This is a genomic window from Clostridium sp. DMHC 10 (genome assembly GCF_001270375.1).
In the GTDB taxonomy this organism is placed as follows: Bacteria; Bacillota; Clostridia; order Clostridiales; family Clostridiaceae; genus Clostridium_S; species Clostridium_S guangxiense.
On record NZ_LGVB01000015.1, the window covers coordinates 352866 to 377355 of the forward strand.

The following is a 24490-nucleotide window of genomic DNA, read 5'->3' on the forward strand; positions in this document are numbered from 1 at the left end:
CTGTATCTATATATGATGATAATTCCATGGAAGCAGCTAAAAATTATCTAGAGAAAGGCAGCATTGATGTAAATAATGAAAATGGAGTTATCGTTATAAACAAAAATATTATATTAAATCAAAAAACTAAGAAAAACTATAAAGGAAAAGTTTTAGATATAAAGCCTGGAGATGAAATAGATCTAAAATATATAAACAATGAAAAAGGAATTGGATCAACAAAGAAGGCTAAAGTAACTGCGGTTTTAAATGATGACCCATTTGAACCTGATTTAGCCTGTAAGGGAGTAAAGCTTATAACAACTGAAAAAGTGTTAAAAAACTTAACAGGTGCTAATAGCATTAAACCTGTGGCGCTAAATATTGAATTAAAGGATGTAAAGTCAGAAGAAGAAGCTAAAACTCAAATTCAAAATGTAGTAGCAAGTAATCCAAATTTGCAGGTTATAAACTATATAGACATGAACAGAGAAGTAGGTTCTGCATCGTTAATGGTTAAAATATTGATATATGGCTTTGTAATTGTAGTATCTTTAATAGGAAGTGTAAATATAGTAAACACTTTAACTACAAATATAATTTTAAGGAAAAGAGAATTTGCAGCTTTGAAGGCTATAGGTTTTACACAAAAGGGACTTAAGAAAATGATTGTATTAGAAGGAATCTTATATGGAGTAGTTGGTACTGTATACGGTTCAGTAATATCATGTGGACTTTCGTATCTTATGTATAAAGGTATGAGTGGGATACAGGAATCTCAGTGGAGTATACCTTGGACAGCGATTGGGATAGCGGGTTTGGCAGCAATAATAATAGGGTATCTATCTGTACTTTCACCACTGGCAAGAATAAACAGAGAAAATATAATAGAGACAATAAGAGAAGACAGTTAAATAATAGGGAGTGTTTCATTTAAAAGAATAAATGGGACACTTCTTATGTTATAATCTAAATTAGGAAAAACTGTAGTCTTTACTTTAAATTTGAGGTGGTTAAAATGTTTAAAATACTATTAGTAGAGGATGATGAGGCTTTAGCACTTGGAATAGAATTTACACTTCAAGAAGAAGGATATAAAGTTTTTAGGGCAGGAACCCTTAAAGAAGGAAAAAGTATATTTGAAACTGAAGCGTTAGAATTGATTATTTTAGATGTAAGTTTACCAGATGGAAGTGGATATTCTTTATGTAAATATATAAGAACGAAAAGTGAAGTGCCAATAATGTTTCTTACTGCTCTAGATGAAGAAGTTAATATAGTGCTTGGATTAGAAATTGGTGGAGATGACTACATGACAAAACCCTTTGGAGTGAGGGAATTTTTGTCTAGGATTAAAGTATTAATAAGAAGAAATAATAAAAATCATACTAATAAGAATAAACTCACTAGTGGCGATATTACTGTGGACGTATCTACAGCTGCCGTTAATAAAGGTGAAAATAAAATTACACTTACTGCTCAGGAATATAAACTACTTTTAATATTCATGAATAAGCCCAACACACTTCTTAAAAGAAGCGAAATACTGAAAGAACTTACAGAAGATGAGGAGGTTTTTTTTGACGAAAATACACTTTCTGTTTATATTAAGAGAATTAGAGAAAAAATAGAGAGAAATGACAAAGAACCTAAGTATATAATAACTAAAAGAGGCTTAGGGTACATGTGGAATAAGCCAGTTGCTAAGGAGTAGATGAAATGGGAAAGTATTTTGTAAATCCGGAATTAAAAAAAAAAGCTCAATTATTCTTCTTTTTATAAACTGTATATTTTTAATTACCACTTTAGCTATAATAAAAATAAATAATGATAATTTAAAAGAGGGATATATAAAGAGTATTGGAGTTATAACTGAAAAAATAAATGAAAAAAATCCTGAATTACTGCAATATATAATTCCATCAGTAACAAAAGAAGCTCAAACCAAAGATGCAGAAAGTGGAATAAAAATTCTTAAGCAATATGGACTTACTAAGGATTTAGAAGATAGGCTTTTTCCTTATGTTAATAAAGCTATTTTAAATAATATATATTGTATTATTATTTTATTTTTTATTATGTCAGCATTGCTTTTTCTTATTAACTATTTTGAGTATGCTTATTTTTATGAAAGAATACGAAAAATTACAAAAGCAGCTAAGAAGGTAATAGAAGGTCAGTATGATATTGCAATAGATGAAGATAAAGAAGGGGATTTTTCAAAACTTGCAAATTCTTTCAACTCTATGAAGGGGGTAATAAGAAATAATATCGATTCGTTAAATAAAGAAAAACAATTTTTAGTTAATTTGTTGTCAGATATATCTCATCAATTAAAAACTCCACTTTCATCAATGATTTTATACAATGATATTTTACTTACCAAGGAACTTTCAAAAGAAAAAAAGACAGTTATTTCTGGAAAACAATAAAAAACAGCTGTACAGAATGGATTGGCTTATAAAAAGTATATTAAAGCTTGCAAGGTTAGATGCCAGAGCAATAGAGTTTTCAAAAGAAAGTATAAGCTTAAATGAAACTATTGAAAATTCAATTGATGCGCTTAGAGAAAAAGCAGGTGAAGCAAAGGTTTCTGTGATTTTCAAGAAAACAGATGATATAAATTTTGAGCATGATAGAAGATGGATGGAGGAAGCTTTTATCAATATAATTAAAAATGATATAGAGCATACACCAGGTGGTGGAGAAATAAAAATTGACATAATAGAGAACTCTATTTATGTAAGAATTGAAATAGTTGATACAGGGGAAGGTATAAGTAAAGCTGATTTACCCAATGTATTTAAAAGATTTTATAAGGCGAAAAATTCAAGCAGCAATTCGGTAGGAATAGGGTTATCTCTTTCAAAGTCCATAATTGAAGCACATAATGGTATAATTGAGGTACAAAGTAAGCTTAAAATTGGAAGTAAATTTATTATTACTTTTCTTAAGTACTAGATTATGCTTTAAAGGAATATCAATAAAAATTTATGTTGTTAATGGATTCTAAGGATTATATGATTAACTCAATGGCATTTATGGAAAGATTATTAATTGAAATTTAATTTAAAGAAAGGGGAAAAACGTATGAAATTTGGAGTTAATACAATAAAAATTGGAACAGCGGATGCAGTTATAGTTCCTGTAACATACAAAAATTTTTGATAAAGCAAAAGGTTTTGAAAATACAGTTAGGCATTTGTTTGACACTGAAAGATTCAAAGCAGAGTTTAACGAAATATTTACTTTGTCTTGTTTAAAAGATGATAATTACCAAAACTTAGTGTTTATTGGACTTGGTAAGGAAAAAGAGGTAACAAGTGAAAAAATAAGAGTTGCCTTTTCAACAGTAATTAAGAAATGCAGAAAACTTAAAGTAGAAAAAGTATATGTAAACTCTATATATGTTGAAGGATTAGGCTTTAATGAGTTAGTAAATGCTATGATAGAAGGCATTGGTTTTGGAGACTATAAATTCAATAAATATAAAAGTGATAAAAAAGAGCAAAAGGATATAGAAATATGCATAGGAAATGTGCCTTCTTCAGAAAAGGGAAAAGAGGTTAAAGAGTACATTGCAGAAGCTGCCACTTTAATTGAAACGACTTTATTTGCTAGGGATCTTGTAAATGAACCAGCTAATATTATGACACCGAAGGCTCTTGCAGAAGCAGCTAGTGATGCAGGTAGAAAGTGTGGTTTTGAAGTAGAGGTATTTGATAAAGCTCAAATTGAAGAACTTAATATGAAGGCATTTTTGTCTGTAACTGCTGGCTCAGAAAATTCTCCAAAACTTATAGTAATGAGGTATTTTGGCGACAAAGATAGCAAAGAAATATTGGGTTTTGTAGGAAAGGGGCTTACTTATGATTCTGGTGGATATTCCATAAAAACTAATAGTGGAATGGTAACAATGAAATCAGATATGGGTGGCGGAGCAGCAGTTATAGGAGCAATAAGCGCAGTAGCTAAAAGAAAGCTTAAAGTAAATGTTATAGCAGTAGTTGCAGCTTGTGAAAATCTTATTTCTGGAGGAGCGTATAAACCAGGAGATATTATTAGTTCTATGGCTGAAAAAAGCATTGAGGTTTTAAGTACAGATGCAGAAGGAAGACTTACTCTTGCTGATGCTGTCTATTATGCAGTTTCAAGGGAAAATGTTACTAAGATTATTGATATAGCAACGCTTACGGGAGCAGCCTTAACTGCATTGGGTATAACTACTACAGCTGTTGTAACTAATGATAAGGATTTTTATAATGAACTTGAAAATGCTTCTTATAAGTCTGGAGAAAAAGTATGGATGCTTCCAGCTTTTGATGAATACAAAGAGCTTATAAAATCTGATATAGCTGACCTTAAAAATGTTGGAGGCAAATTTGCAGGAACAATAACAGCAGGACTATTTATAGGCGAATTTGTAAAGAAAAAACCATGGCTTCATCTAGATATAGCAGGAACAGCATGGAGAGACAATAAAGAAGGCTATTTTTCAAAAGGTGGAACAGGTGTAGGAGTTAGAACGCTTTATTATTTAGCTAAAAATGAATAAATAATTTGTGAGCTATAGAACTAATCTATAGCTCCTTTTTTATGAGAATTTTAAGTTCAAATGCAGATAGGCTTTGGCTTTTGTTTAAAAAGGTAATTTATATAACTTGTTAAAAAATACCATAATATATAAAGTTATATTATTATATATTTTCATACAGAAATTTCATGAAAGTATATAGTAATTTTATTATTTGAGATTTGGGTTCTTCTTTATTAACTTCATCTAAAATTAGTTAAGAATTTTCTTCAATTATTTCTTTTAAGCCTTATTATCTATGCACATTTCATTTATACGTGAATGAGGAAGTAGAAATACAATAATAATTGCTACTATTAAAATTAAAATTCCAAAATAATAGGTATCTCTTTGTGCAAGTAGATAAATTTCTTTATGATTCAAATTTGTAGATTTGTTGTAGAATAGTTGTCGGCATGTTAAAATCACAGTACTGCAAGCAACTCCTAAAACTTGTCCTAGATTACGCATAGTTGCTAACATTCCAGAAGCAATACCTGCATTTTTTCTAGGAGCTGAATTTAAAATAGCAGTATTTATAGATGAAACACTAAGACCATTCCCTATTCCCATAAGGAGCAATGTGAAAATCACCATAATATAACTAGATGATTGCTTTAATGAACTCATAATAACACAACTAACGCATATAAAAACCAAACCAATACCTGCGGGTAATCGTGTACCACGTTTATCAGTAAGACTTCCTCCAAAGGGGACATAACCATCATCATAATTGGAGATGCTAGCATTATCATTCCAGATTGATCTGATGGTAACTTTAGTATATCTATTAAATAAAATGGTACTAAATAAGTAATCAACTGCTGCACCATATATGAAAGCATACAAACTACATTTGCCATGGAGAATATTTTATTTTTAAATAGACTTAAATAAATTAAAGGTGACTCTACACGTTTTTCATGAATTATAAGTAAATTTAAGGTTAAGATACTAAAAATCATACAACCTAAAAAATAAATTGACATCAATCCCCAACTGCTACTAAAATTAAATCCAATTGAAAAGATGCCTACTGATGTTGCAAATAAAATTGCACCGAGCCAGTCCATATTTTTTCTTTTAGAATTTTCATTTCTATCATCGTCCATAACAACACATGTTAAAATAAAACCTAAAATGCAGAATGGTACATTAAAATAAAAAATTGAATGCCATGAAAAATGAGTTAATAAAAATCCACCAATAGTAGGACCTGCCGCTAATCCTATAGAAATAAACACAGAATTAATACCAAGAGCCTTACCACGATCAGCTGAATCAAAAGTTCGACTGATAATTGCTTGAGTAATAGAAATCATAATGCTATATCCGATTCCCTGAAAACATCTAAAAAATATTAATAAACTCAAATTTACTGATAATATGGGAGTTATTGTACATATTATGCCAAAAAAGAAAAAACCAATTTTAAATTGATTTTTATATCCATAAAGCTCTGCGGTTCTTCCAAAAATTAATAAAGTGCAGCATGGTATTAGTGAATATACTAAAGATAACCAACTTATACTATTTTGATTTGCGCCAAATTCTTTTGCTAATATTGGAAGAGCAAGATTCAAGCTATTTATAGAAAATGATACAACCAGATTTGCCATACTAGTTACAGCGAAAATAAACCATTTATTACATTTGTTTTTGTGTATTCTTTTCAATAAATACATCCCCTTTTTAATACTTCATTGATTTATTATATTACATATGCTACTATTTGTTAAATAGATGTTATTGAGAATATTAATTTGTTTTTCGAATTATAAAAGGAGTTTTAAAATGGATACACAAAATTTACGTACATTCATTCTGCTTTCAAAATTTAAAAACTTTACTATTACATCTGAAAAACTATTTGTAGCACAATCAACTGTTACAAATCGTATTGCAGAATTGGAAAGGGAGATTGGTAAAAAATTATTTGTTCGAGATAAAAAACATATTCACCTTACCCAAGAAGGTGCTTTGTTCGAAAGTTATGCAAAGAGAATTTTAGAATTGGAGGAAAGTGCTGTACAAAAAATAAATGAAACAAATTTTTATAAAAATATAATTAGAATTGGAAGTGCTAATACTATTTATGAATGTCATTTATATCCCATTATTCAATCTTTTTTGATTTCAAATCAGGATACTTCAATCAAAATAATGCTGAATCATTCACAGGATTTACTTCAAATGTTAGAAGATCAAATGCTTGACATAGTTTTCTCATATACATCTTATGATAAGTATGGGTATCAATGTATAAATTTTGCTGTAGATGAGTTGATTTTGGTTACTAGTCCTAAAAATATTGAATTTACAAGTGGCATATATAAAAAAGATTTGTTGAAAATAAATTACCTAATGTCTGATCTTGCATTACAGGAAACAGGACAATTCATACGCTCATTATTTCCTCCTTATTATCAATTTAGATTTGAGATTGATAATAGCACAAAACTAGTGCAATATTTACTTAACGGTATTGGGTATAGTTTTTTACCTAAAAGTATTGCAAAATTGTATATAGAGAATCATTCTTTAATTTCAATTCCCTTAATAGATTTTAACACACCATTGATTAACAATTATTTAATTTATAGGATTAATGATCATTTAGCAGAAAAATTTTTGTCAAGGTATTTGCCTTAGCATTTAATGCCCAGAAGACGGCATTTTGGTACAAATAAATTTCAAGCTTCAAGATGGTTTATCTTTAGAAAAAGATATAGTCTGTGTTCCCTTCATTTAGATAATTTATTATATCATCTTTATGAAGGGAACACAGACTATTTTACACTCTTAAAATCTATTTCAAGTTTTTCATTTCAGTTAATAAGTTATCTAATTCTACTGCTGCTGATGTTATTGTATTTGTATCTACTGGATTTGCTTTTGCAGATGATTGTATTGCTCCCATAGGTACTTCGATTCTTTCATAAAGTTTAGCATCCTTTTGTTTTACAATATCCTCACTTGTACTCCAATATTTTTCTAATCTTGCAGTATATTTTGTGATTTTTTCTTTATCAACAGGTGATGTGAATTTTTTTATTTTAGCTAAAGCTGTTTTCATATCTTGCGGAGCTGTTGAGAAAGCAATAGATTTTTGCAATTGCTCTAATGTCTTATCTAATTCATCAATTGAAGCAGTTAATGATTTTTTATCAAGAGGATTTACTTTTACACCTGCATTAATAACTCCTAATGGTGATTCAACTTTTTCATAAAGGTCTTTATAGCTATCTTTTATTTCATCTTCAATTGGTTCCCAATTTTTTTCTAATTTTTCAGATGTCTTAACAGCTTTAGCTTCTTCTTTGTTATTTAACTCTGAATTTATTTCTTTTAATGTAGTTCTCATATTATCAAGACCAGTTGCAGTTGCAGCACTTTTTTGTAACTTTACTAATTCTACATCTAGTTTGTCTATTGATTCATTTAAAACTTTTGTATCTAGAGGTTTAACCTTAGATGCTGCTTCAATAACTTCTAGCGGATCTTCAATCTTAACATATAAATCTAAATACTTATCCTTTAAATCTTCTTCAAATTTCTCCTCAAATTCCTTCCAAGATTCTTGTAATTTTGTACCATCTTCACTAACTTTATCTTCATTGTTATTAGAAACTTGAGTTTTTATATCTTTAAGAATATTTCTCATATTGTTACTTGCATCGTTCATAGTAAAGGTCTTCGTCTCTTGGGATACTGTTTGTGCTGTACTATCTGTTGATTTAGTTTGCTCAGTTTTTTGTACTCCACAACCTGTTACTGTAATTGCTGTTCCTAATACTGCTGCTAATACTAAGTTTCTTACTGATTTCATAAATAGCTCCTCCTGCTAATTTCTTTTTAATTTTTTATGCAATGTTACAAGTATTGCTATGACAACTAATACTGCTTGAGGTATTACTCCTTGCCAAGTGGGATATACCGCTAAAGCAGATATTGTTGGCAATGAATCACTTGATGTTGCTCTTAATACACCAGCCAGTTGAAGACCATTAATTCCCATGCCTGTAAACTTTAATCCTAAATAAAAAACTAAAAGACTAGATACAAGGAAGAATGGTTTCATTGGTATACGTAAACCAATCTTTAGCATTAATACGGCTATAATTATTAATGTTGCAAATCCTAATGCTATGCCTAAAAATAAATCCGTTAGTTTAATTGAAGATGCCATTCCAATATAGAAAAGTACTACTTCGGTTCCTTCTCTAAAGACTGCTAGGAATGCTAAAAATCCTAAAGAGAACAGACTGCCATTAGCTAATGATTTATAGCTTTTATTTTGTATACCCTGGTTACGTGAATCTACACTTGATTTACTATGTAACCAATAACTCACATAAATAAGCATTACAGCTGCAAAGACACCTGTCCAGCCTGATATTAAGAAATTATTATTTCCAAAAGTTCCTGATGTAAATAAAAGCTTAACTAAAACAGCTAGTATAACACTTACTATACTTCCAATTACTACTCCGCCATATATCCAATTTTTCTTATCTTCTTGGTTTGATTTCTTTAGAAAACCTAGTAAAGCAATTACAACTAAAAGCGCTTCTAAACCTTCACGAAGTATAATTGTAATTACATCTACTATACCGTATGATGTATTTCCATCTAATAAAGATAGGTATCCATACATTCTATCAATAACCTTTACTGCCTTATCTTTTTGAATTGGATCTACTGTAAGATAAGCTTTTGCACTAACCATATCTCTTTCAGCGTCATCATATACAGTCTTTGATTTCGTTAAAACTACACCTTCTACATCAAGCCAAGATGAACTAAAAGTATCCATAGTTCTAACAGCTTCATCATTATTTCCACTTTCAATCTGACTCTTTGCTTTTTTTAAAAGCTCTACCAAATTTTTTATGGTTATCGTTTCATCTTTTGTTTTTGTTTCTTGGCTAGTACTTTTTCCTTCTATAAACGCTTTATTAGTTTTTTCTAAATCCTCTAAAGCACTTATGATTTTATCTTTTTTCACAGAGTCTTGAGAAAACAAAAATCTAACCATTCCCATTTTGCCTTCAATATCTCCATAAGCTTGTTTTGATTGTTCCTTAACTCCATCTTCAAGTTCAATCCAAGCTTGATTATATTCCTCATAAAAATCCTTTCCTTTAGAAAAATCATCTGCTTTTACAGCTTTAAGTGATTTTTCAATAAATTCATTGCTCTTAGACAAATTTGCCTTCGCATCTGCTGCTAATACTTTAACTGTAAACATTGGTAACATCAAAAATATTACCAATAACAATGTAAATAACTTACGCAACAATTGTCACTCCTTATCTTTTGTAATTTTATTTTTTAGTATATATAAAATATTTCACAATGAAGTATATGGTAATTTTTATTTGCATTTATTATAAAAATTAAATTTACTTCAATATTGATGATAATATTTCTCAATTACACCTGATTATCATTATAAATTATGTCGAAAAATAATGCAAGATGTTTATAAAATAAATATATAAGGAAATATTTATCTATTACTTATTCTTCATTGCATAATGTATTTATCACATTAAAATTAAAGATGATTTTAATATAACAAAAGGCGTATCAACCATTGATACGCCTTATAAGAACAATACTTATATTATTGTGATATTAAGTTAAAGGTTGAAATGCCTTAGCAACTTTCCTAGCAAAAGATAAAGGGGGCTCTATTGACTCAAAATGAATATACATAATTCTTGGATTATCAAATAACCAATGATTATGCAAAGCAGTTACAATTATACCTTGATTTTGGAGTATAACAGAAAATCTATATATCTCGCTAGGAAGAATGACAGTTTCTCCTAGATTTAATGTATAACCCTGTTGATCCATAGATTCATAGGAGAACATAGCAGCCAAAGTTAGTCCAGATGTACTAGGTCTCCCTAAAATATCTATATTCTCTACCTTGGATTTTAGTGAAGTAGTTTGTTTTGTGCTATAATAATATATTACAAATACCTATTATCAAGGAGAAAACAATGAACAAAAATGAACTGCTCCAGATGTTTAACACACAAACTAGTGGAAAAAATGGAACTAAGGGAATTAGAGTTTTAAATAACGATTTGGTTTCGGCTTTAGATATTCACGATGAAGATGACTTAATATATGTAAGTGGAAAGGTTATATCGGAAAGCCTTTTTAATGAATATAATACAAAAATAGAAATAGATGCTTTAAGTAAGAAGATAATATCAACCTACTGTACTTGTCCAGATTATGAAAATAATGAAGGTAAAAAGGATAATTACTGCTGTAAACACCTTGCTGCAACTTTTTATAAGTCTTTAGATGAACTTGCTCGGCAGCCTGCATTTAAAAAGAAATCTGTACCTAAAACCGAAAATTTGGATGATACACTTAGCATACTTTTGGGTGATGAAGAGGGAAAAGAAGATTTAAAAATAGAGGTTTATATAAATAGAAATGAATGGAATAGCCAGCTTTCTTTTGAACTAAAAATAGGGCTTGCCTCAATGAGCTCTGGTACCTTGTATGTATTAAAGGATATAAATAGTTTTGTTGCAGCTATTTATCACAATGTCCCAATAACTTATGGCAAAAATCTTACATTAAATTTGAAGAAGCAAAAACTAGCTACAAAGGATAAGAAGCTTATAGACTTTATTCAAATGCTTGTAAACATTGATGAAGGTTCTGGATATAAAAGTAGAAATAAAAAGCCTGCTATTGATGGAAAATACGTACATATACCAGATTATCTAGCAAGAGAATTTTTTGAAACTATAAAGGAGCATAGAGTTTATTTAAATGAAGGTTTTAAGTTTAGAACCATTGAAGTTGAGATAATAGAAGATAATCCAGATTTGCCTTTTGAATTAAAGGATAAAAACGGTGAGTATATTTTAGCAATGCAAGGAGGGATGCCTCTGACTTTAAATTCAAAAGGTACGGCATTTTTATATGGACTTAACATATACATTCCAAGTTATGAATACTGTGAAAAATTAGAACCTTATTTTCGTGTGTTTAATAAGGTGAACTCTATAATGCTTCCAGCAGCAAGAGAAGATACAGTGCTCAGAAAGCTTATTCCTAAGTTAAGTTTATTATCTCAAAATATAAATTTATCTAAAAATGTAAGAAGTAAAGTGGTCATGGCAAAAAGTGAATTTAAATTTTACTTTGATAAATCGGGAAAAGATGTGGTACTTACTGCAAAGGTTAAATATGGAGAATTTGAATTTAACATATTTGAGGACTGCACAGAAAAAGTTATATATAGGGATTCTAAAAAGGAAACTGAGGTTTTAGAAACTATAAGGGCACTTGGTTTTGAAAGAGAAAAGAATAAATTTCATCTTAAATGGGGCGATGATTATATCTTTAGATTTTTTAAAACCGAAATAGATAGGCTTCAAAGGCTAGGAGAGGTATTTTTATTCTGAAAATTTTTAAAGGAATAAAAAATATCAATTCTAAAAGCATAGTTGGAGACATAAGAACGGGAAAGTACAATTATTTTGAAATGGAGTTTAAAATAGATGATGTATCTCCAGCAGAAACAACAGCAATACTTAGGGCTTTTAGGGATAATATTAAATATTATAGGCTTAAAAATGGTGAATTTTTGGACTTGGACCAGCTTGAACTAAAAAAAATTTCTAAAGCTTCTAGATGCGGTTTCGCCAAAAGAAGTGAAGGATAATCACATAGAAATATCTAAGAGCAAAGGAATATACGCTTACGAATATCTTGAAGAAAATAAAATTAGATACATTAAAGGTAAAAGTGAACTTAAAAAAATAAGAAATAAGCTCAAAAATATAGATGAATTGACTTTTAAAGTTCCTAAAAATTTAAAGGGCAGTTTAAGAAAATATCAACAGGTGGGATTTAACTGGTTTAAAACTCTTGATTATCTTGGCTTTGGAGGGATACTGGGAGATGAAATGGGACTTGGAAAAACCTTTCAAACCATTGCATTTTTATTGTCCAATTTAGGAAAAAAGTCTTTAATTGTAGTCCCAACTTCACTTGTATACAATTGGAAGCAGGAATTTGAAAATTTTGCTCCAGATATGAAGGTTGCGGCAGTAAATGGCAGTAAAGTGGAAAGAGAAGAGATACTTAAAAATATAAAAATTTATGATGCTGTTATAACTACTTACAATCTTTTAAAACGTGATCTCAAGTTTTACAGTAGCATCGAATTTGATTACTGCATAATTGATGAGGCACAGTATATAAAAAATTCACACTCTCAAAATGCATTAACAGTTAAAAAAATAAAGTCTAAAAATAGATTTGCATTGTCAGGAACACCAATAGAAAACTCTGTTATGGAACTTTGGTCTATATTTGATTTTTTAATGCCTGGATATTTGTATGATGAAAAAAAGGTTCAGCGTTAGATATTACAAAAAAACTTAAAGAAGAGCCAGAGGTTATTGAGGATTTAAATAGACTTATAAAACCATTTATTTTGAGAAGAAAGAAAAAGGATGTTGTAAAAGAGCTTCCAGATAAAATAGAAAAAATAATGGCAGTTGATATGGAGGATAAGCAGAAGAAGGTTTATTCAACTTATGCCAAGCATGCAGTTAATTTAATTGAAAAGAAAGTTAAGGAAGAAGAATTTAAAAATAGCAAAATAGAAATACTTGCTTATATAACGAAGCTTAGAGAAATTTGTCTTGATCCGTCTGTTGTTATGGAAAATTATACAGGAACAAGCGCTAAAATTGAAGCCCTTACAGAACTTTTACTTCACAGCATAGATGAGGGGCACAGAGTTCTTGTATTTTCACAGTTTACCTCTGTTCTTAAAAATATAGCTAAAAGAATAAAAGTAGAAAATTTGGATTACAGTTATCTCGATGGAAGTGTAGCATCTAAGAAGAGAATGGAAATTGTTGAAGCTTTTAATTTGGGGAAAAATTCAGTCTTTCTCATAAGTTTAAAGGCAGGAGGAACTGGGCTTAACTTAACCTCAGCAGATGTAGTTGTGCATTTTGATCCCTGGTGGAATCCGGCTGTAGAGGAGCAGGCAACAGATAGAGCCCATAGAATAGGACAAAAAAATGTAGTTGAAGTTATAAAACTAATTGCAAAAGGTACTATTGAAGAGAAAATCATACTTTTGCAAAATGAAAAGAAAAAGCTTGCGGAAAGTCTTTTAAGTGATGATCTTTCTAAAGGTGAGAATCTTTCAAGTTTAAATGAAGAAGAAATTTTAAAGTTGTTTAAATAAAGAGAGCAGTAATAATAATTTGATATGTTTAAGCCAATGCACAATTCACAGTTCACAATGCACAGTGAAGGTTGATTTATCTTCCTTACGTCAGATAAATCTAAAATTATATAAAAACATAAAGACTATGTTCAGCTGACTGAACGAGTCAATAGGACTTTATTTTAAACTGGCGTCAGCAATAAGTTTTAGATTTTCTGTAGCAAAGTGGAAGAAAATCATCCTTCATTGTACTCTGTGCTCTGTACTTTGTACTCTTAGTATTTTTTTTGTTACTTGTAAAAACTAAAAAATAGCTAATATAAAAATTGCAAGCATTATTATATAGAAAGTGAGCTGATTTTATTGAGAATACTCCACACTTCTGACTGGCACCTTGGTAAAAATTTAGAAGGCTGTAGTCGTATGGATGAGCAGGAAGCTTTTCTTAAGGATTTTGTTGAAATTGTACAGGAAAATAACATAGATATGGTGCTTATTGCAGGAGATATTTATGATAATTCTAATCCTCCTGCCAGAGCCGAAAAAATGTTTTATGATACATTAAAGAAAATATCGGCAAACGGTGAGAGAACAACTCTTGTTATAGCTGGAAACCATGATAATCCAGAAAGACTTGTTGCAGCAGGACCACTTGCAAGAGATCATGGAATTATAATGGTTGGAACTCCAAAATCTGTAGTTTCTCTTGGTGAGTATGGAAACTCAAAGGTTTTAGAAGCTGGAGAAGGATTCATTGAAGTACAAATAAAAGATGAAAAGGCTGTAATTTTAACAGTTCCATATCCAAGTGAAAAGAGATTAAATGAAGTCTTGTACGGTGAAATGGATGAGGAAGAGGAAAAGGTTAAAACCTATGGGGAGAGGATAAAAGCATTATTTGATAGGCTTGGCTCAAAATATAGGGATGATACAATAAATCTTGTTGTGTCACATCTATTTACAATGGGCAGTGAAGAAGCTGGTTCAGAGAGAAACGTTCAGCTTGGCGGAAGCTTTATTGTAGATGGAGGATGTTTTCCAGAAAAGGCTCAGTATATTGCACTTGGACATGTACATAAACCTCAATTAGTGCCAGGAACAAATAAAAAAGCTAGATATTCTGGTTCACCACTTCAATATAATAAGAAGGAAATCAATTTTAAAAAGAAATGTTTTATTGTAGATGTAAAAGCTCATGAAGAATGCAAAATTGAAGAAGTTGAATTTAAAGTTTATAAGCCAATAGAGGTTTGGAAGTGCGAAAGTATAGAGGCGGCTATTGAAAGGTGTGAAGAAAATAAGGATAAGGACTGCTGGGTATATCTTGAGATAACAACGGATAGTACATAAGAGAAGATGAAATAAAGAAAATGAAAAGCACTAAAAAAGACATACTTGAAATTATGCCTAAAATAGTTGGAAAAGACGATGAAAAGTTTGATGTAAATAGCTTTTCGGAAAAATCCTTTGAAGAAATATTTAAAGAATTTTATTTGAAAGAAAGAAAAGTTGAGCCGCAGGAAGAGGTAGTGGATTTGCTAATGTCTATTGTAGATGAGAAGGAGGGGCACAATGAAGCCAATTAAGCTTAAAATAAAAGGATTAAACAGTTTTATAGAAACTCAAGAAATTGATTTTGAAAAGCTTACAGAGAAAGGTCTTTTTGGCATATTTGGACCTACTGGAAGCGGAAAATCATCAATTTTGGATGGAATTACTCTTGCACTTTATGGTGAGGTGGCGAGAAAAAGCTCAAATTACATGAACACTAATTGCAGCAGCTTAAACGTAAGCTATGAATTTCGAATATCAGGCAGTGAAGTGAAGAGGTATGTAGTAGATAGAGAATTTAGAAGAGATAACAGAACAGGAAGCGTAAGAAGCAAGTCTGCGAAAATAGTTGATATAACGGATGGAGCTGAAAACATACTTGAAGAAGGTGCAAAGCTTGTAACTGAAAAGTGCGAAGAAATAATAGGACTTAAACTAGAGGATTTTACAAGAACTGTAGTGCTTCCACAGGGAAAATTCAGCGAGTTTTTAAAGCTAGAGGGAAAAGACAGAAGAAACATGCTTGAAAGGCTATTTAATCTTCAAAAATATGGCGATGAGCTTTCGTATAAATTGATGTCGAAAATTAAAGCAGAAAGACAAAAATCAAATGTACTTGAAGGTCAGTTTAAAGGCTATGAAGATATAAGCGAAGAAAAACTTGAGGAGATCAATAAAAAACTTTCTGAAAGTAAGGAAAACTGTGAAATCTATAAAAAGGAACTTAAAACTGCGGAAGAAAAGTTTAATGAGGCTAGGGAATTGTGGCAGCTTCAACATGAATTTAAGGCTAATACTTTAAAGCAGGAAGAACTTAAAAAGAAAGAACCTGAAATTAAGGAAAAGCAAATTAAAGTCATTAAGGGTGAAAGTGCACTTAAAGTTAAGCCTTATATTGACAGCTATGAAAAGACTATTCAGGATATAAAAAATTCAAACAATAAAATTGAAAGCTTAAAAAATAAAATAGTAATTATAAAAGAAAACAAGCAAAAGATAAGTGAAAGTTTTAATTACATAAGTGAAAAGAAAGATAGAGAACTACCAGAATTAAGTGTGAAAAAGCAGAAAGTTATTGATGCTATAGCTGAAAAAAGCATATTAGATAGATTATTAAATGAGAAAATTGCCTTGGAAAAGGAAGCTAATAATCTTGAAAATTCAGCACAAAAGACAGAAAAAGATATTGATGACAATAAAGCTGCTATGGATAAAACAGCTAGTACTATCGGCAGAGGAGAAAAAAAGTTAGAGGAATTAAAGATTTCAGAGGACTACAAGAAAAAGGTTAATGAAGGTATAGTTATTTTAAATGATTATAAAAATGGCTTTAAGAGAAAAAGTAGTTTAGTTAAAGATATTGAAACTGCTAAGCTTACTATAGAAAATTCAAATAAGAAATCTGAAATTTTATCTAAAAGCATTAAGGAAAAGGATGAAACTTTAAATACTATAAAAACTAAGTTAGAAAAGATAAATGCAAATTGCCCGGGAAATCAAGATACGCTTTTAAATCTTCAAATAAAGCTGGCAGAGGTAAAAGATAAGTGGAACAAATATGAAGAGTACAGCAAAAGCTTAAATAAGTCTGCTGAAAATATAGGCTCTTTTAAAGAAAAGCTAAGTAAATCGAAATTGCAAAAGGAACTTATAGAAAATAATATAAAAGAATTTGAAGAAGCTATTCATAAAATAGAAACTGAGAATTTAGCACAAACTTTAAGAAAAAATTTGATCGATGGTGAACCTTGTCCTGTATGTGGAGCTGTTCATCATATTACAGAAAACATAAAAATTGTGGATTTAGGCAAGCTTGAAGAATTTAAGAATAACTTAGAAAATAGTAAATCACAATATGAAAGCTTAAATTCTGAAATTATAAAGCTTGAGGCTAATATTAAAATAGAAGAAGAAAATTCACAGGGTTATAAAGAAAGAATTAATTTGCTTGGAGAAGAATTTAAAGCTTATTCTGTATCTGAAATTGAAGGCGAATTTAAAAAGTTAAAAGATGAATTAGAAAAATTCAATGCAGAAAAAGCAGAACTTGAAGGCAAATTAAATTTATTAAATAAAGAAAAGAACTCACTTGAAATTGAGTACAGCAGAGAAGTTACTATTAAAAGTGAAAATGATGCTCAGTTAGAAAAATTAAATGGTGAGCTTGAAACAGTAAGTAAAGAGGTAGAAGAAACTCAAACCAAACTTCAATTTTTAAAGGATGAGCTTAATATTGATGATTTCAATGAAAAAAATAAAGAAATTCTTGAGAAAGAAAAAGAAAGAGCTAAAGTTGAAGAAATCTTAAAAAAACTTAGGAATAATCTTAATTTGATGCAGGAAAAAAAGGAAAGCTTGAATAATAATCTAGGAAAGCTAAAAGAAAAACTAAGTGAAAATAAAACTGCTGTTTTGGAAAGAAATAAAAATATAGAAGAAAAACAGGCAAGTATAATAAGCAAGGTTGGAAATGAAACGAACTTAGAAGGACTTCAAATACAAATAGATGAGGCAATAAAATTAATAACTGAAAATTATAGAGCCGTGGAAAAGCAGAAAAATGAGATAGAGGAACAGTATAATGAATGTAATAATGATATAGTATCTGTTCAAAGCAATCTTACAAATTTAACAAGTAGAAGTTTAAATGACAAAGAAAATCTTAATAAAGTACTTGAAGAAGAAAAGTTTGAAGATGTACTTGAGGTTAAAAACAGTATCATGAGGAAAATTGAAATTGAAAAGCTAAAGCTTGAAATTGAAGAATACAAAAATGTAGTTTTAAAGCTATCTGGTGCTTTGGAAAATCTCAAAAACAAGATAAGTGGAAGAAATTTAACAGAGGAAACCTGGCTTGAAATACAAAATGCAAGGCTTGAAAAAGAAAGTAAATTAAAAGAGTTTGAAGCTGCTGCGGTAAAATTTCAAGAGGAAGTTAAAAGGATAAATGAAAAGCTTACAGAATTAAAGGAGCTTGTTAAGCAAAGACAGGAGCTTGATCACAAATTAAGCCTTTTGGATGATCTTGAAAAGTTATTTAAGGGAAAGAAATTTGTTGAGTTTGTGGCTGCAAATCAGCTTAAATATATATCCATAGAGGCAAGCAAAAGACTTGAGGAAATTACCTGTGGCAACTATGGATTAGAAGTTGATGACAACGGAAAATTCATAATAAGGGATTATAAAAATGGCGGAGCAGAGAGAGATGCTTCTACATTATCTGGAGGCGAGACTTTTGTAACCTCACTAGCTTTAGCACTAGCACTGTCCGCACAAATACAGCTTAAAGGAACTGCACCACTAGAACTATTTTTCCTTGACGAAGGTTTTGGAACTCTTGATGATAACTTACTTGAAGTTGTAATGGATTCTTTGGAGAAAATTCATAATGACAAGTTATCTATAGGATTGATAAGCCATCTTGAAACAATAAAGGAGAGAATGCCAGTAAAGCTTATTGTAAGCCCAGCTGAAGCTGGTATGGGAGGAAGTAAAGTTAGGATAGAGACGAATTAAATTTGCATTGAGGTTTGAATTAAAATATAATCTACTTAACACAAATGGTAAGTTACTTGAAACTTTTCTAAGTTTACTTGAAACGGGGAAAGGAGGATTAATCTTATATGAATACTAAGATGTCATTAGAAGAAATTATAAATATTGGTGAAGGCCAGTACTTTGATAGAAAATCATCAAAAATACAAATAAATAAGTTAGCAGAAACAATAATTGCATTTGCTAATGCTGATGGCGGAACAATGGCTATAGGTATTGAAGATGGCAAAGTTGTAGGTATAAATAGTCAGGGAAATATAAAAATAAATGATTTTATACAGTGTAGTTTTGATAAATGTATACCGGCTGTTAAAGTAACTTATGAGTTTATTGGTATAACTAAAGAAAATGGAGTTAAAGACAAAATACTTCTTATAAATGTTGAACCAAGCATAGATAAGGTACATAAAACTACATCAGATGAAGTTTTATTAAGAGTTGGAGATGAAAATAAAAAGCTTAATTTTGATCAAAGATTAAATCTTGAATATGATAAAGGTGAAAGACTTTTTGAAGATAAGATAATAGAAGAGTGTACTATGGAAGATTTAGATGGAGATGTACCTAAAAGTTATGCACAAGCAGTTAAATATTCAGGAAATGATTATGAAAAACTTCTTTATGCAAGAGGATTAGCTAGGAGAAGCAAAAATGGACCTAGAATAACTATTGCAGCGGTGCTATTATTTGCTGAGAATCCAAGCATATTTTTACCTAATGCAAGAATTAGATTTTTTAGATATGAAGGAAGCAGTGCTGAAGTAGGAGTTGGCATGAATATTGTAAAACAGGAAACAATAGAAGGAACGATTAAAAAAAACTCTAATAAATCTTGGTTAAAAAATCATAAAATACTTAGATATTTCAATTGTCTGAGCATTTTTCCAGCGAGTAAACATGCACGGGGCATGGGCTAATATATATATGCGTAATACAAGTTAAAGAAGGATAATGGGATTATATCCCAAACCTCGTGTATGATCGTTATCCTTCTATACCCTGAGCAGGTACTCACTTAAATTCACCACTTAGATTTATAGAGTTTTTTTAACGCGACGAAGCATTGTTACTTCGCATTCTTTATATTTAGTGAAACAACCAGTAATATTATCGGTTATCTATTTTCTCCGGGTACATATCATGATAAAATAGTCTCTTCTCCGCCATTTTTTCCACTTAGTGCCTTCCATACCGTAGTTAGCATAAGGGTCAATAGAAATTCCACCTCTAGGTTTAAATTTCCCTTGAACTTCGATGTATCTAGGATTCATGAGTTTAATTAAGTCTTTCATTATTATGTTTACGCAGTCCTCGTGAAAGTCGCCGTGGTTTCTAAAGCTGAAAAGATAAAGTTTTAAAGATTTACTTTCAACCATTATTTTATCAGGAACATAGGATATATAAATAGTACCAAAATCAGGTTGACCTGTTATTGGACATAAAGTTGTAAATTCAGGACAATTGAATTTTACAAAATAATCATTGCCAGGATGCTTATTAACAAAAGTCTCTAATATCTCTGGGTTATAATTGTAATTGTATTTTGTGCCTTGATTTCCAAGAAGGGTTATTCCTTCTTTTTCTTTTTCAGTTCTACCTTCCATATAAAAAATCTCCTATCTATTTAAGTTTGGTATTCTTCAATGCTGTTACCTGGCATTTTTTAAATTTTGTCTTTTAGCTGCTTTAATAAAATAACTCCTAAAATTGCAGGTATAATTTGACCTATACACAAGCTTATAGCTAGTACGGTATAAGGAACATTAAGTGTAAAAGAAAGCCAAATTGGAACTAAAAGTCCGGGACCAAGTATTATAGGAAGTATTATAAACCAATCATTCATTCCAAGTCTTTTTATAGCATATACGATGCTGCTGGTTATTATTCCAACAAGACATCCACCTATAATATCGTAAATCCCCATACCTCCCATAATAGTATTGGATATGAGGTTTGCGAGACCTAGCGGAACTATTAAAACTGGAGTTATTGCACTAAGTGAATACATAGCTGTAGCTAGTCTTATTTGATACTGACCAAAAGAAAATCCTTGAGTAAAATACATAATAACTGTATAAAGAGCTATTACAAGTCCAGAAAATGCTATTTTTTTAGTTGAAGAAAAATTTTTGTTTGACATTTTTGCCTCCTAAGTGCAGCGTTATAACATCCTATACACAAAAAAGGCAAATAAAAAAGCGCATAAGCGCTCTAAATAGACATAATAAATTATTTTGTCTTAAGCCCTAGTTTTGTTTATAGACAGGATGGTACGAACGAACTGTCTTTATTAAATTATTACCTCAAATATTATAATATAAATTTAAGATAATTACAAATGCTTTATAAAAATTTTATGCATATATATGATTGAAAAGTGATAATGTCTTAGTGTACCACATTTGATTATGTCCTCAAAAACAAAATTTATAGTATAATAAACCTCATTGCTAGAAATGAGGTGTACGGAAAATCTTTAACGTATTTAAATTATTTATTTTTCGTAGAGAAACGGAGAAAAATATTCCTTAACCTTTTTGCCGTGGCAAAAACCTTCACCTTTTGACAAGCAAAGCTATGTCAAACCCTTCACTTTTTCACATAAGTGAAAAAGTTAGTTTTTTAATGAGCAGGGCGAATTAAAACCCTTCACTCAGCTCGACAAATTCCAGTTTATCAGGATAAATTTGGAGATTGCAATTTTAAAGTTTCAAGTTGTCTATCTATAGTTATAGAATCCAGTTAAATATTAAGAAAGGAATGTTAGTTATGAAATCTGACAGAATCAGAAAAATTGAAGAATATATAATTAGTAATGAAGTAGTATCCCTAGATACGTTATGTGAAGTCTTTAACATATCAAAAAATACAGTAAGAAGGGATATAAACGATTTAGTTGAAAAAGGAAGTATTAAAAAGGTTTATGGAGGAGTAACAGTTAATTCAGATTTTAAAAATTCTCCAAATGGTTTAGTTTCATTTGAAGAAAGAAACATAAGAAATAATGAAGCCAAAATATCTATTGGAAAAGCTGCTGCTTCTTTTGTACAAGATAACGATATAATTTTTATAGATTCTGGTACAACCACTCTTCACATGATCGAGTATCTTAAAGATATAAAAAATGTCACTATACTTACTAACAATATAAATGCAATAGCCGCAGCTATTCCATTTGAAAATTTAAATATAATATGTCTCGGAGGAAGTCTTATAAGAAAAACAAATTCTTTTGAAGGCATAAGAAACTTTGAAATTTTCAAAGATTACAACATAAATAAAGCCTTTATGCTGCCACCGGAATTTCTTTATCTAGTGGTGCCACAAATTCTTCTCCATTAGAATATAAAATCAAAAAGAATATCGTAGAAAAAAGCAAAGAGGTTTACTTATTAGCTGATGACTCAAAGTTTAATATTTCAGCACTTATGACTTATTGTAAGCTAAGTGATATAGATCATCTAATAACCAATACAGAACCTCCAAAGGAATATTCAAACTACTTTAATGAAAATAATGTAAAATATACTGTAAGCCAATAAAAAATGAAAAGGCAAGAACTGCCTTTTCATTTTTTATTAAATCTTAAACTTATCAGCCTCACCATTAAGTTTATTTGCGACACTGTTAAGATCGCCTGCAAATTTTGCAACATTTTCAGAAGAAGCATACATTTCCTCGGAGGACGCTGATATTTCTTCTGAAGATGCAGAAGATTCTTCTGAAATAGCAGTAATTGAATCTATCTTTTCTAATATTACCTCTTTGGAATTCATAATGATTTCTATAGATTTATAAGTATCGTCCACCAAAGGAGCTATAGCTTTAACCGATGATAGCATATCCTCAAAGGCTTCAATAGTATTTTTTGCAATATTAGATTGTTCTTTAAATGCCGTCTTAACATCATTAGAAGTCAGCATTACATTTTTTGTTTCACTGCTTATACTTTCTACAAGCTTATATATTTGCTCTGTAGATTCCTTTGTTTGTTCTGCCAGCTTTCTAACTTCCTCTGCAACAACAGCAAATCCTTTTCCTGCCTCACCAGCCCTTGCTGCTTCTATAGCTGCATTTAACGCAAGTAGATTAGTTTGTTCAGATACTCCATTTATTACTTCTGTTATATTTCCAACCTTAGAAACACTGGAATTTAAATTATTTATCTTATCAGCAACAATTGTAAAAGATTTGTTTACCGTATTTATAGACTCTAAAAGTACATTTATTTCTTCTTTTCCTTTTGTTACCTTGATTTCTGTTTTATTTGAACTTTCATTTACCTTTGATATTTTTTCGTTCATAATTTGCAGCTGTTCTGCAAATTTAGAAATTATATTGGATATATTAACAAGGTCATTTGCTTCTTCTGTTGCTCCATGCGCTACATCCTGTATAGCCCTTGCAACATCGCTAGCAGCATTTGTCATCTCTTCTGAACTTGAAGTAAGCTCCTGTGACATTGTATTTACTTTTAAAGTTCCACTTTTTATAGCTGAAATAGTATTCTTTAAATTATCTGCCATACCTTTAAATGAGCTTGCAAGCAGCCCTATTTCATCTGAACTACTTATATTTATTTCATTATTTAGTTCTCCCTCAGATATTCTTTTAGATATATCAACTAAATGTTTAAGTGGAACTGTTATACCTTTTGATATTTTAGTTAATATAGCGGCAAATATAATAAATGCAACTATTGATATAGCAACTATAATCATTATAGTTGTATAAACAGTTTTGTTCACATTCTCCATAGACATACCTACATCTATAGCGCCAACAATCTGTCCATTTTTATGTACTGGAACAATTACATCATAAACAGGAATTTTATTTTTATACTCGTACTGTGAAGTATAAACTTTTCCTTTCGTTACTGCCGCTTTACTTCCAATATTGCTTAAAGTTATTCCCAGCCTGCTTTTATCACTATGTGCTTCAACTTTCAAATCTTTATCCATATATAATGCATAAATCATAGATTTATTATTTTTTACCATATCCTCAACAATAGTTTGAGTTTTAAGGGAATCAGTCAGCTTTTGCACCCTATTTGCGAGTATTCCAATTTGAACCATCCCACCACTCGTATTTTTTATATACCCATATTTATAATAATCATTTGTTTTAGAGCTTTTCCTTATCTCCTCCATAAATTCATCTTTTTCGCCTTTAAGTACAGGATATCCCAAGCTTTTGCTGTCAAATACATATCCTATAGACGTATTTAAATTAGAGTATATAATTTTGCCAGATGCATCCGTATAATTTATTTCATCAACTTGAAACTGCTCTGCTAAAGTTTTTAAGTAACTATTATTGATACTAGAGCTATTAGCTACTATGAAATCTCCTAACGTCTCTATTCTATTGTCAATAGACTCATTAAGCGAATCTACTGCACTATTATTTTTTTCTGTATCTTTTGATATTTGATTTGCCATGTTAATTCCATCAGATTTCATCTGAGATAATATTTTATTTCTTGATGTTATTACTGAAACAGCTGCTATAGTCATAATAATAACAAACATTATTATCATTGGAACAACAAGAATTTTAAAAGATACAGATCTCCTAAACCCTTTTTTCAT

Annotated in this window: 15 protein-coding genes and 4 pseudogenes; 11 read left to right on the forward strand and 8 right to left on the reverse strand. The window is 30.2% G+C overall.

Features of this window, described 5'->3' with window-relative positions; genetic code table 11:
• The first annotated feature begins 26 nt into the window (after window positions 1-26).
• The 5 genes from AGR56_RS21265 (at window position 27) to AGR56_RS03635 (ending at window position 4534) form a co-directional block, all read left to right on the forward strand.
• On the forward strand, window positions 27-893 hold the full coding sequence (locus AGR56_RS21265) for an FtsX-like permease family protein (RefSeq protein ID WP_242851290.1): 867 nt from the start codon (window positions 27-29) through the stop codon (window positions 891-893).
• Between the two features lie 104 nt (window positions 894-997).
• Window positions 998-1693, forward strand: coding sequence for a response regulator transcription factor (locus AGR56_RS03625; protein WP_053241172.1), 696 nt, complete (start codon window positions 998-1000; stop codon window positions 1691-1693).
• Between the two features lie 364 nt (window positions 1694-2057).
• The gene (locus AGR56_RS21270) at window positions 2058-2411 is read left to right on the forward strand and encodes a histidine kinase dimerization/phospho-acceptor domain-containing protein (RefSeq protein ID WP_242851291.1); all 354 of its coding nucleotides are present in this window, start codon (window positions 2058-2060) and stop codon (window positions 2409-2411) included.
• 16 nt (window positions 2412-2427) lie between these two features.
• Window positions 2428-2940, forward strand: a complete 513-nt coding sequence (locus tag AGR56_RS21275) for a HAMP domain-containing sensor histidine kinase (protein WP_242851292.1) — start codon at window positions 2428-2430, stop codon at window positions 2938-2940.
• 241 nt (window positions 2941-3181) lie between these two features.
• Window positions 3182-4534 (forward strand): leucyl aminopeptidase, encoded by a 1353-nt coding sequence (locus tag AGR56_RS03635; protein WP_242851293.1) that lies wholly within the window; start codon window positions 3182-3184, stop codon window positions 4532-4534.
• A 261-nt stretch (window positions 4535-4795) separates the two neighbouring features.
• On the opposite strand, the gene AGR56_RS21280 is transcribed toward AGR56_RS03635, so the two are convergent.
• Window positions 4796-5212: a PucC family protein gene (locus tag AGR56_RS21280; protein WP_242851294.1), complete on the reverse strand. Its 417-nt coding sequence runs from the start codon at window positions 5210-5212 to the stop codon at window positions 4796-4798.
• A complete protein-coding gene (locus AGR56_RS03640) occupies window positions 5179-6231 on the reverse strand; it encodes an MFS transporter (protein WP_242851295.1) in 1053 nt (350 codons plus the stop codon). Before AGR56_RS03640 ends, AGR56_RS21280 begins: the two co-directional genes overlap by 34 nt.
• Window positions 6232-6349: 118 nt before the next feature.
• Between AGR56_RS03640 and AGR56_RS03645 the strand changes: the two genes are divergently transcribed.
• Window positions 6350-7207, forward strand: a complete 858-nt coding sequence (locus AGR56_RS03645) for a LysR family transcriptional regulator (protein ID WP_053241174.1) — start codon at window positions 6350-6352, stop codon at window positions 7205-7207.
• 157 nt (window positions 7208-7364) lie between these two features.
• Here the strand turns inward: AGR56_RS03645 and AGR56_RS03650 are convergent, their stop codons facing one another.
• The 3 genes from AGR56_RS03650 to AGR56_RS03660 all read right to left on the reverse strand — a co-directional run bounded on the left by AGR56_RS03650 (window position 7365) and on the right by AGR56_RS03660 (window position 10540).
• Window positions 7365-8384, reverse strand: a complete 1020-nt coding sequence (locus AGR56_RS03650; protein ID WP_053241175.1) for a hypothetical protein — start codon at window positions 8382-8384, stop codon at window positions 7365-7367.
• A gap of 15 nt (window positions 8385-8399) precedes the next feature.
• Complete coding sequence (locus AGR56_RS03655; protein WP_053241176.1) at window positions 8400-9854, reverse strand: FTR1 family protein; 1455 nt, start codon at window positions 9852-9854, stop codon at window positions 8400-8402.
• 341 nt (window positions 9855-10195) lie between these two features.
• Window positions 10196-10540 carry a DUF1259 domain-containing protein gene (locus AGR56_RS03660; RefSeq protein ID WP_084756857.1) on the reverse strand — a complete coding sequence of 115 codons (345 nt, stop codon included), beginning with the start codon at window positions 10538-10540 and terminating at the stop codon, window positions 10196-10198.
• Window positions 10541-10569: 29 nt separating this feature from the next.
• On the opposite strand from AGR56_RS03660, the pseudogene AGR56_RS03665 reads away from it, so the two are divergent.
• From AGR56_RS03665 to AGR56_RS03680, 4 genes and pseudogenes are all read left to right on the forward strand, one after another.
• Window positions 10570-13805, forward strand: a pseudogene (locus AGR56_RS03665) (DEAD/DEAH box helicase).
• A gap of 345 nt (window positions 13806-14150) precedes the next feature.
• A pseudogene (locus AGR56_RS03670) lies at window positions 14151-15373 on the forward strand (exonuclease SbcCD subunit D).
• Complete coding sequence (locus tag AGR56_RS03675; RefSeq protein WP_053241178.1) at window positions 15360-18854, forward strand: AAA family ATPase; 3495 nt, start codon at window positions 15360-15362, stop codon at window positions 18852-18854. Before AGR56_RS03670 ends, AGR56_RS03675 begins: the two are co-directional and overlap by 14 nt.
• Window positions 18855-18961: 107 nt before the next feature.
• A complete protein-coding gene (locus tag AGR56_RS03680; protein WP_053241179.1) occupies window positions 18962-19810 on the forward strand; it encodes an RNA-binding domain-containing protein in 849 nt (282 codons plus the stop codon).
• 190 nt (window positions 19811-20000) lie between these two features.
• On the opposite strand, the pseudogene queF reads toward AGR56_RS03680, so the two are convergent.
• Together queF and AGR56_RS03690 are read right to left on the reverse strand one after the other, a co-directional pair.
• Window positions 20001-20497, reverse strand: a pseudogene (gene queF / locus AGR56_RS03685) (preQ(1) synthase).
• Between the two features lie 59 nt (window positions 20498-20556).
• On the reverse strand, window positions 20557-21033 hold the full coding sequence (locus tag AGR56_RS03690; RefSeq protein ID WP_053241180.1) for a QueT transporter family protein: 477 nt from the start codon (window positions 21031-21033) through the stop codon (window positions 20557-20559).
• A 629-nt stretch (window positions 21034-21662) separates the two neighbouring features.
• Between AGR56_RS03690 and AGR56_RS03695 the strand changes: the two are divergent.
• Window positions 21663-22435, forward strand: a pseudogene (locus AGR56_RS03695) (DeoR/GlpR family DNA-binding transcription regulator).
• A gap of 36 nt (window positions 22436-22471) precedes the next feature.
• Here AGR56_RS03695 and AGR56_RS03700 read toward each other — a convergent pair.
• Entirely contained in the window at window positions 22472-24490 is a 2019-nt protein-coding gene (locus tag AGR56_RS03700; RefSeq protein WP_053241181.1) for a methyl-accepting chemotaxis protein, read from the reverse strand.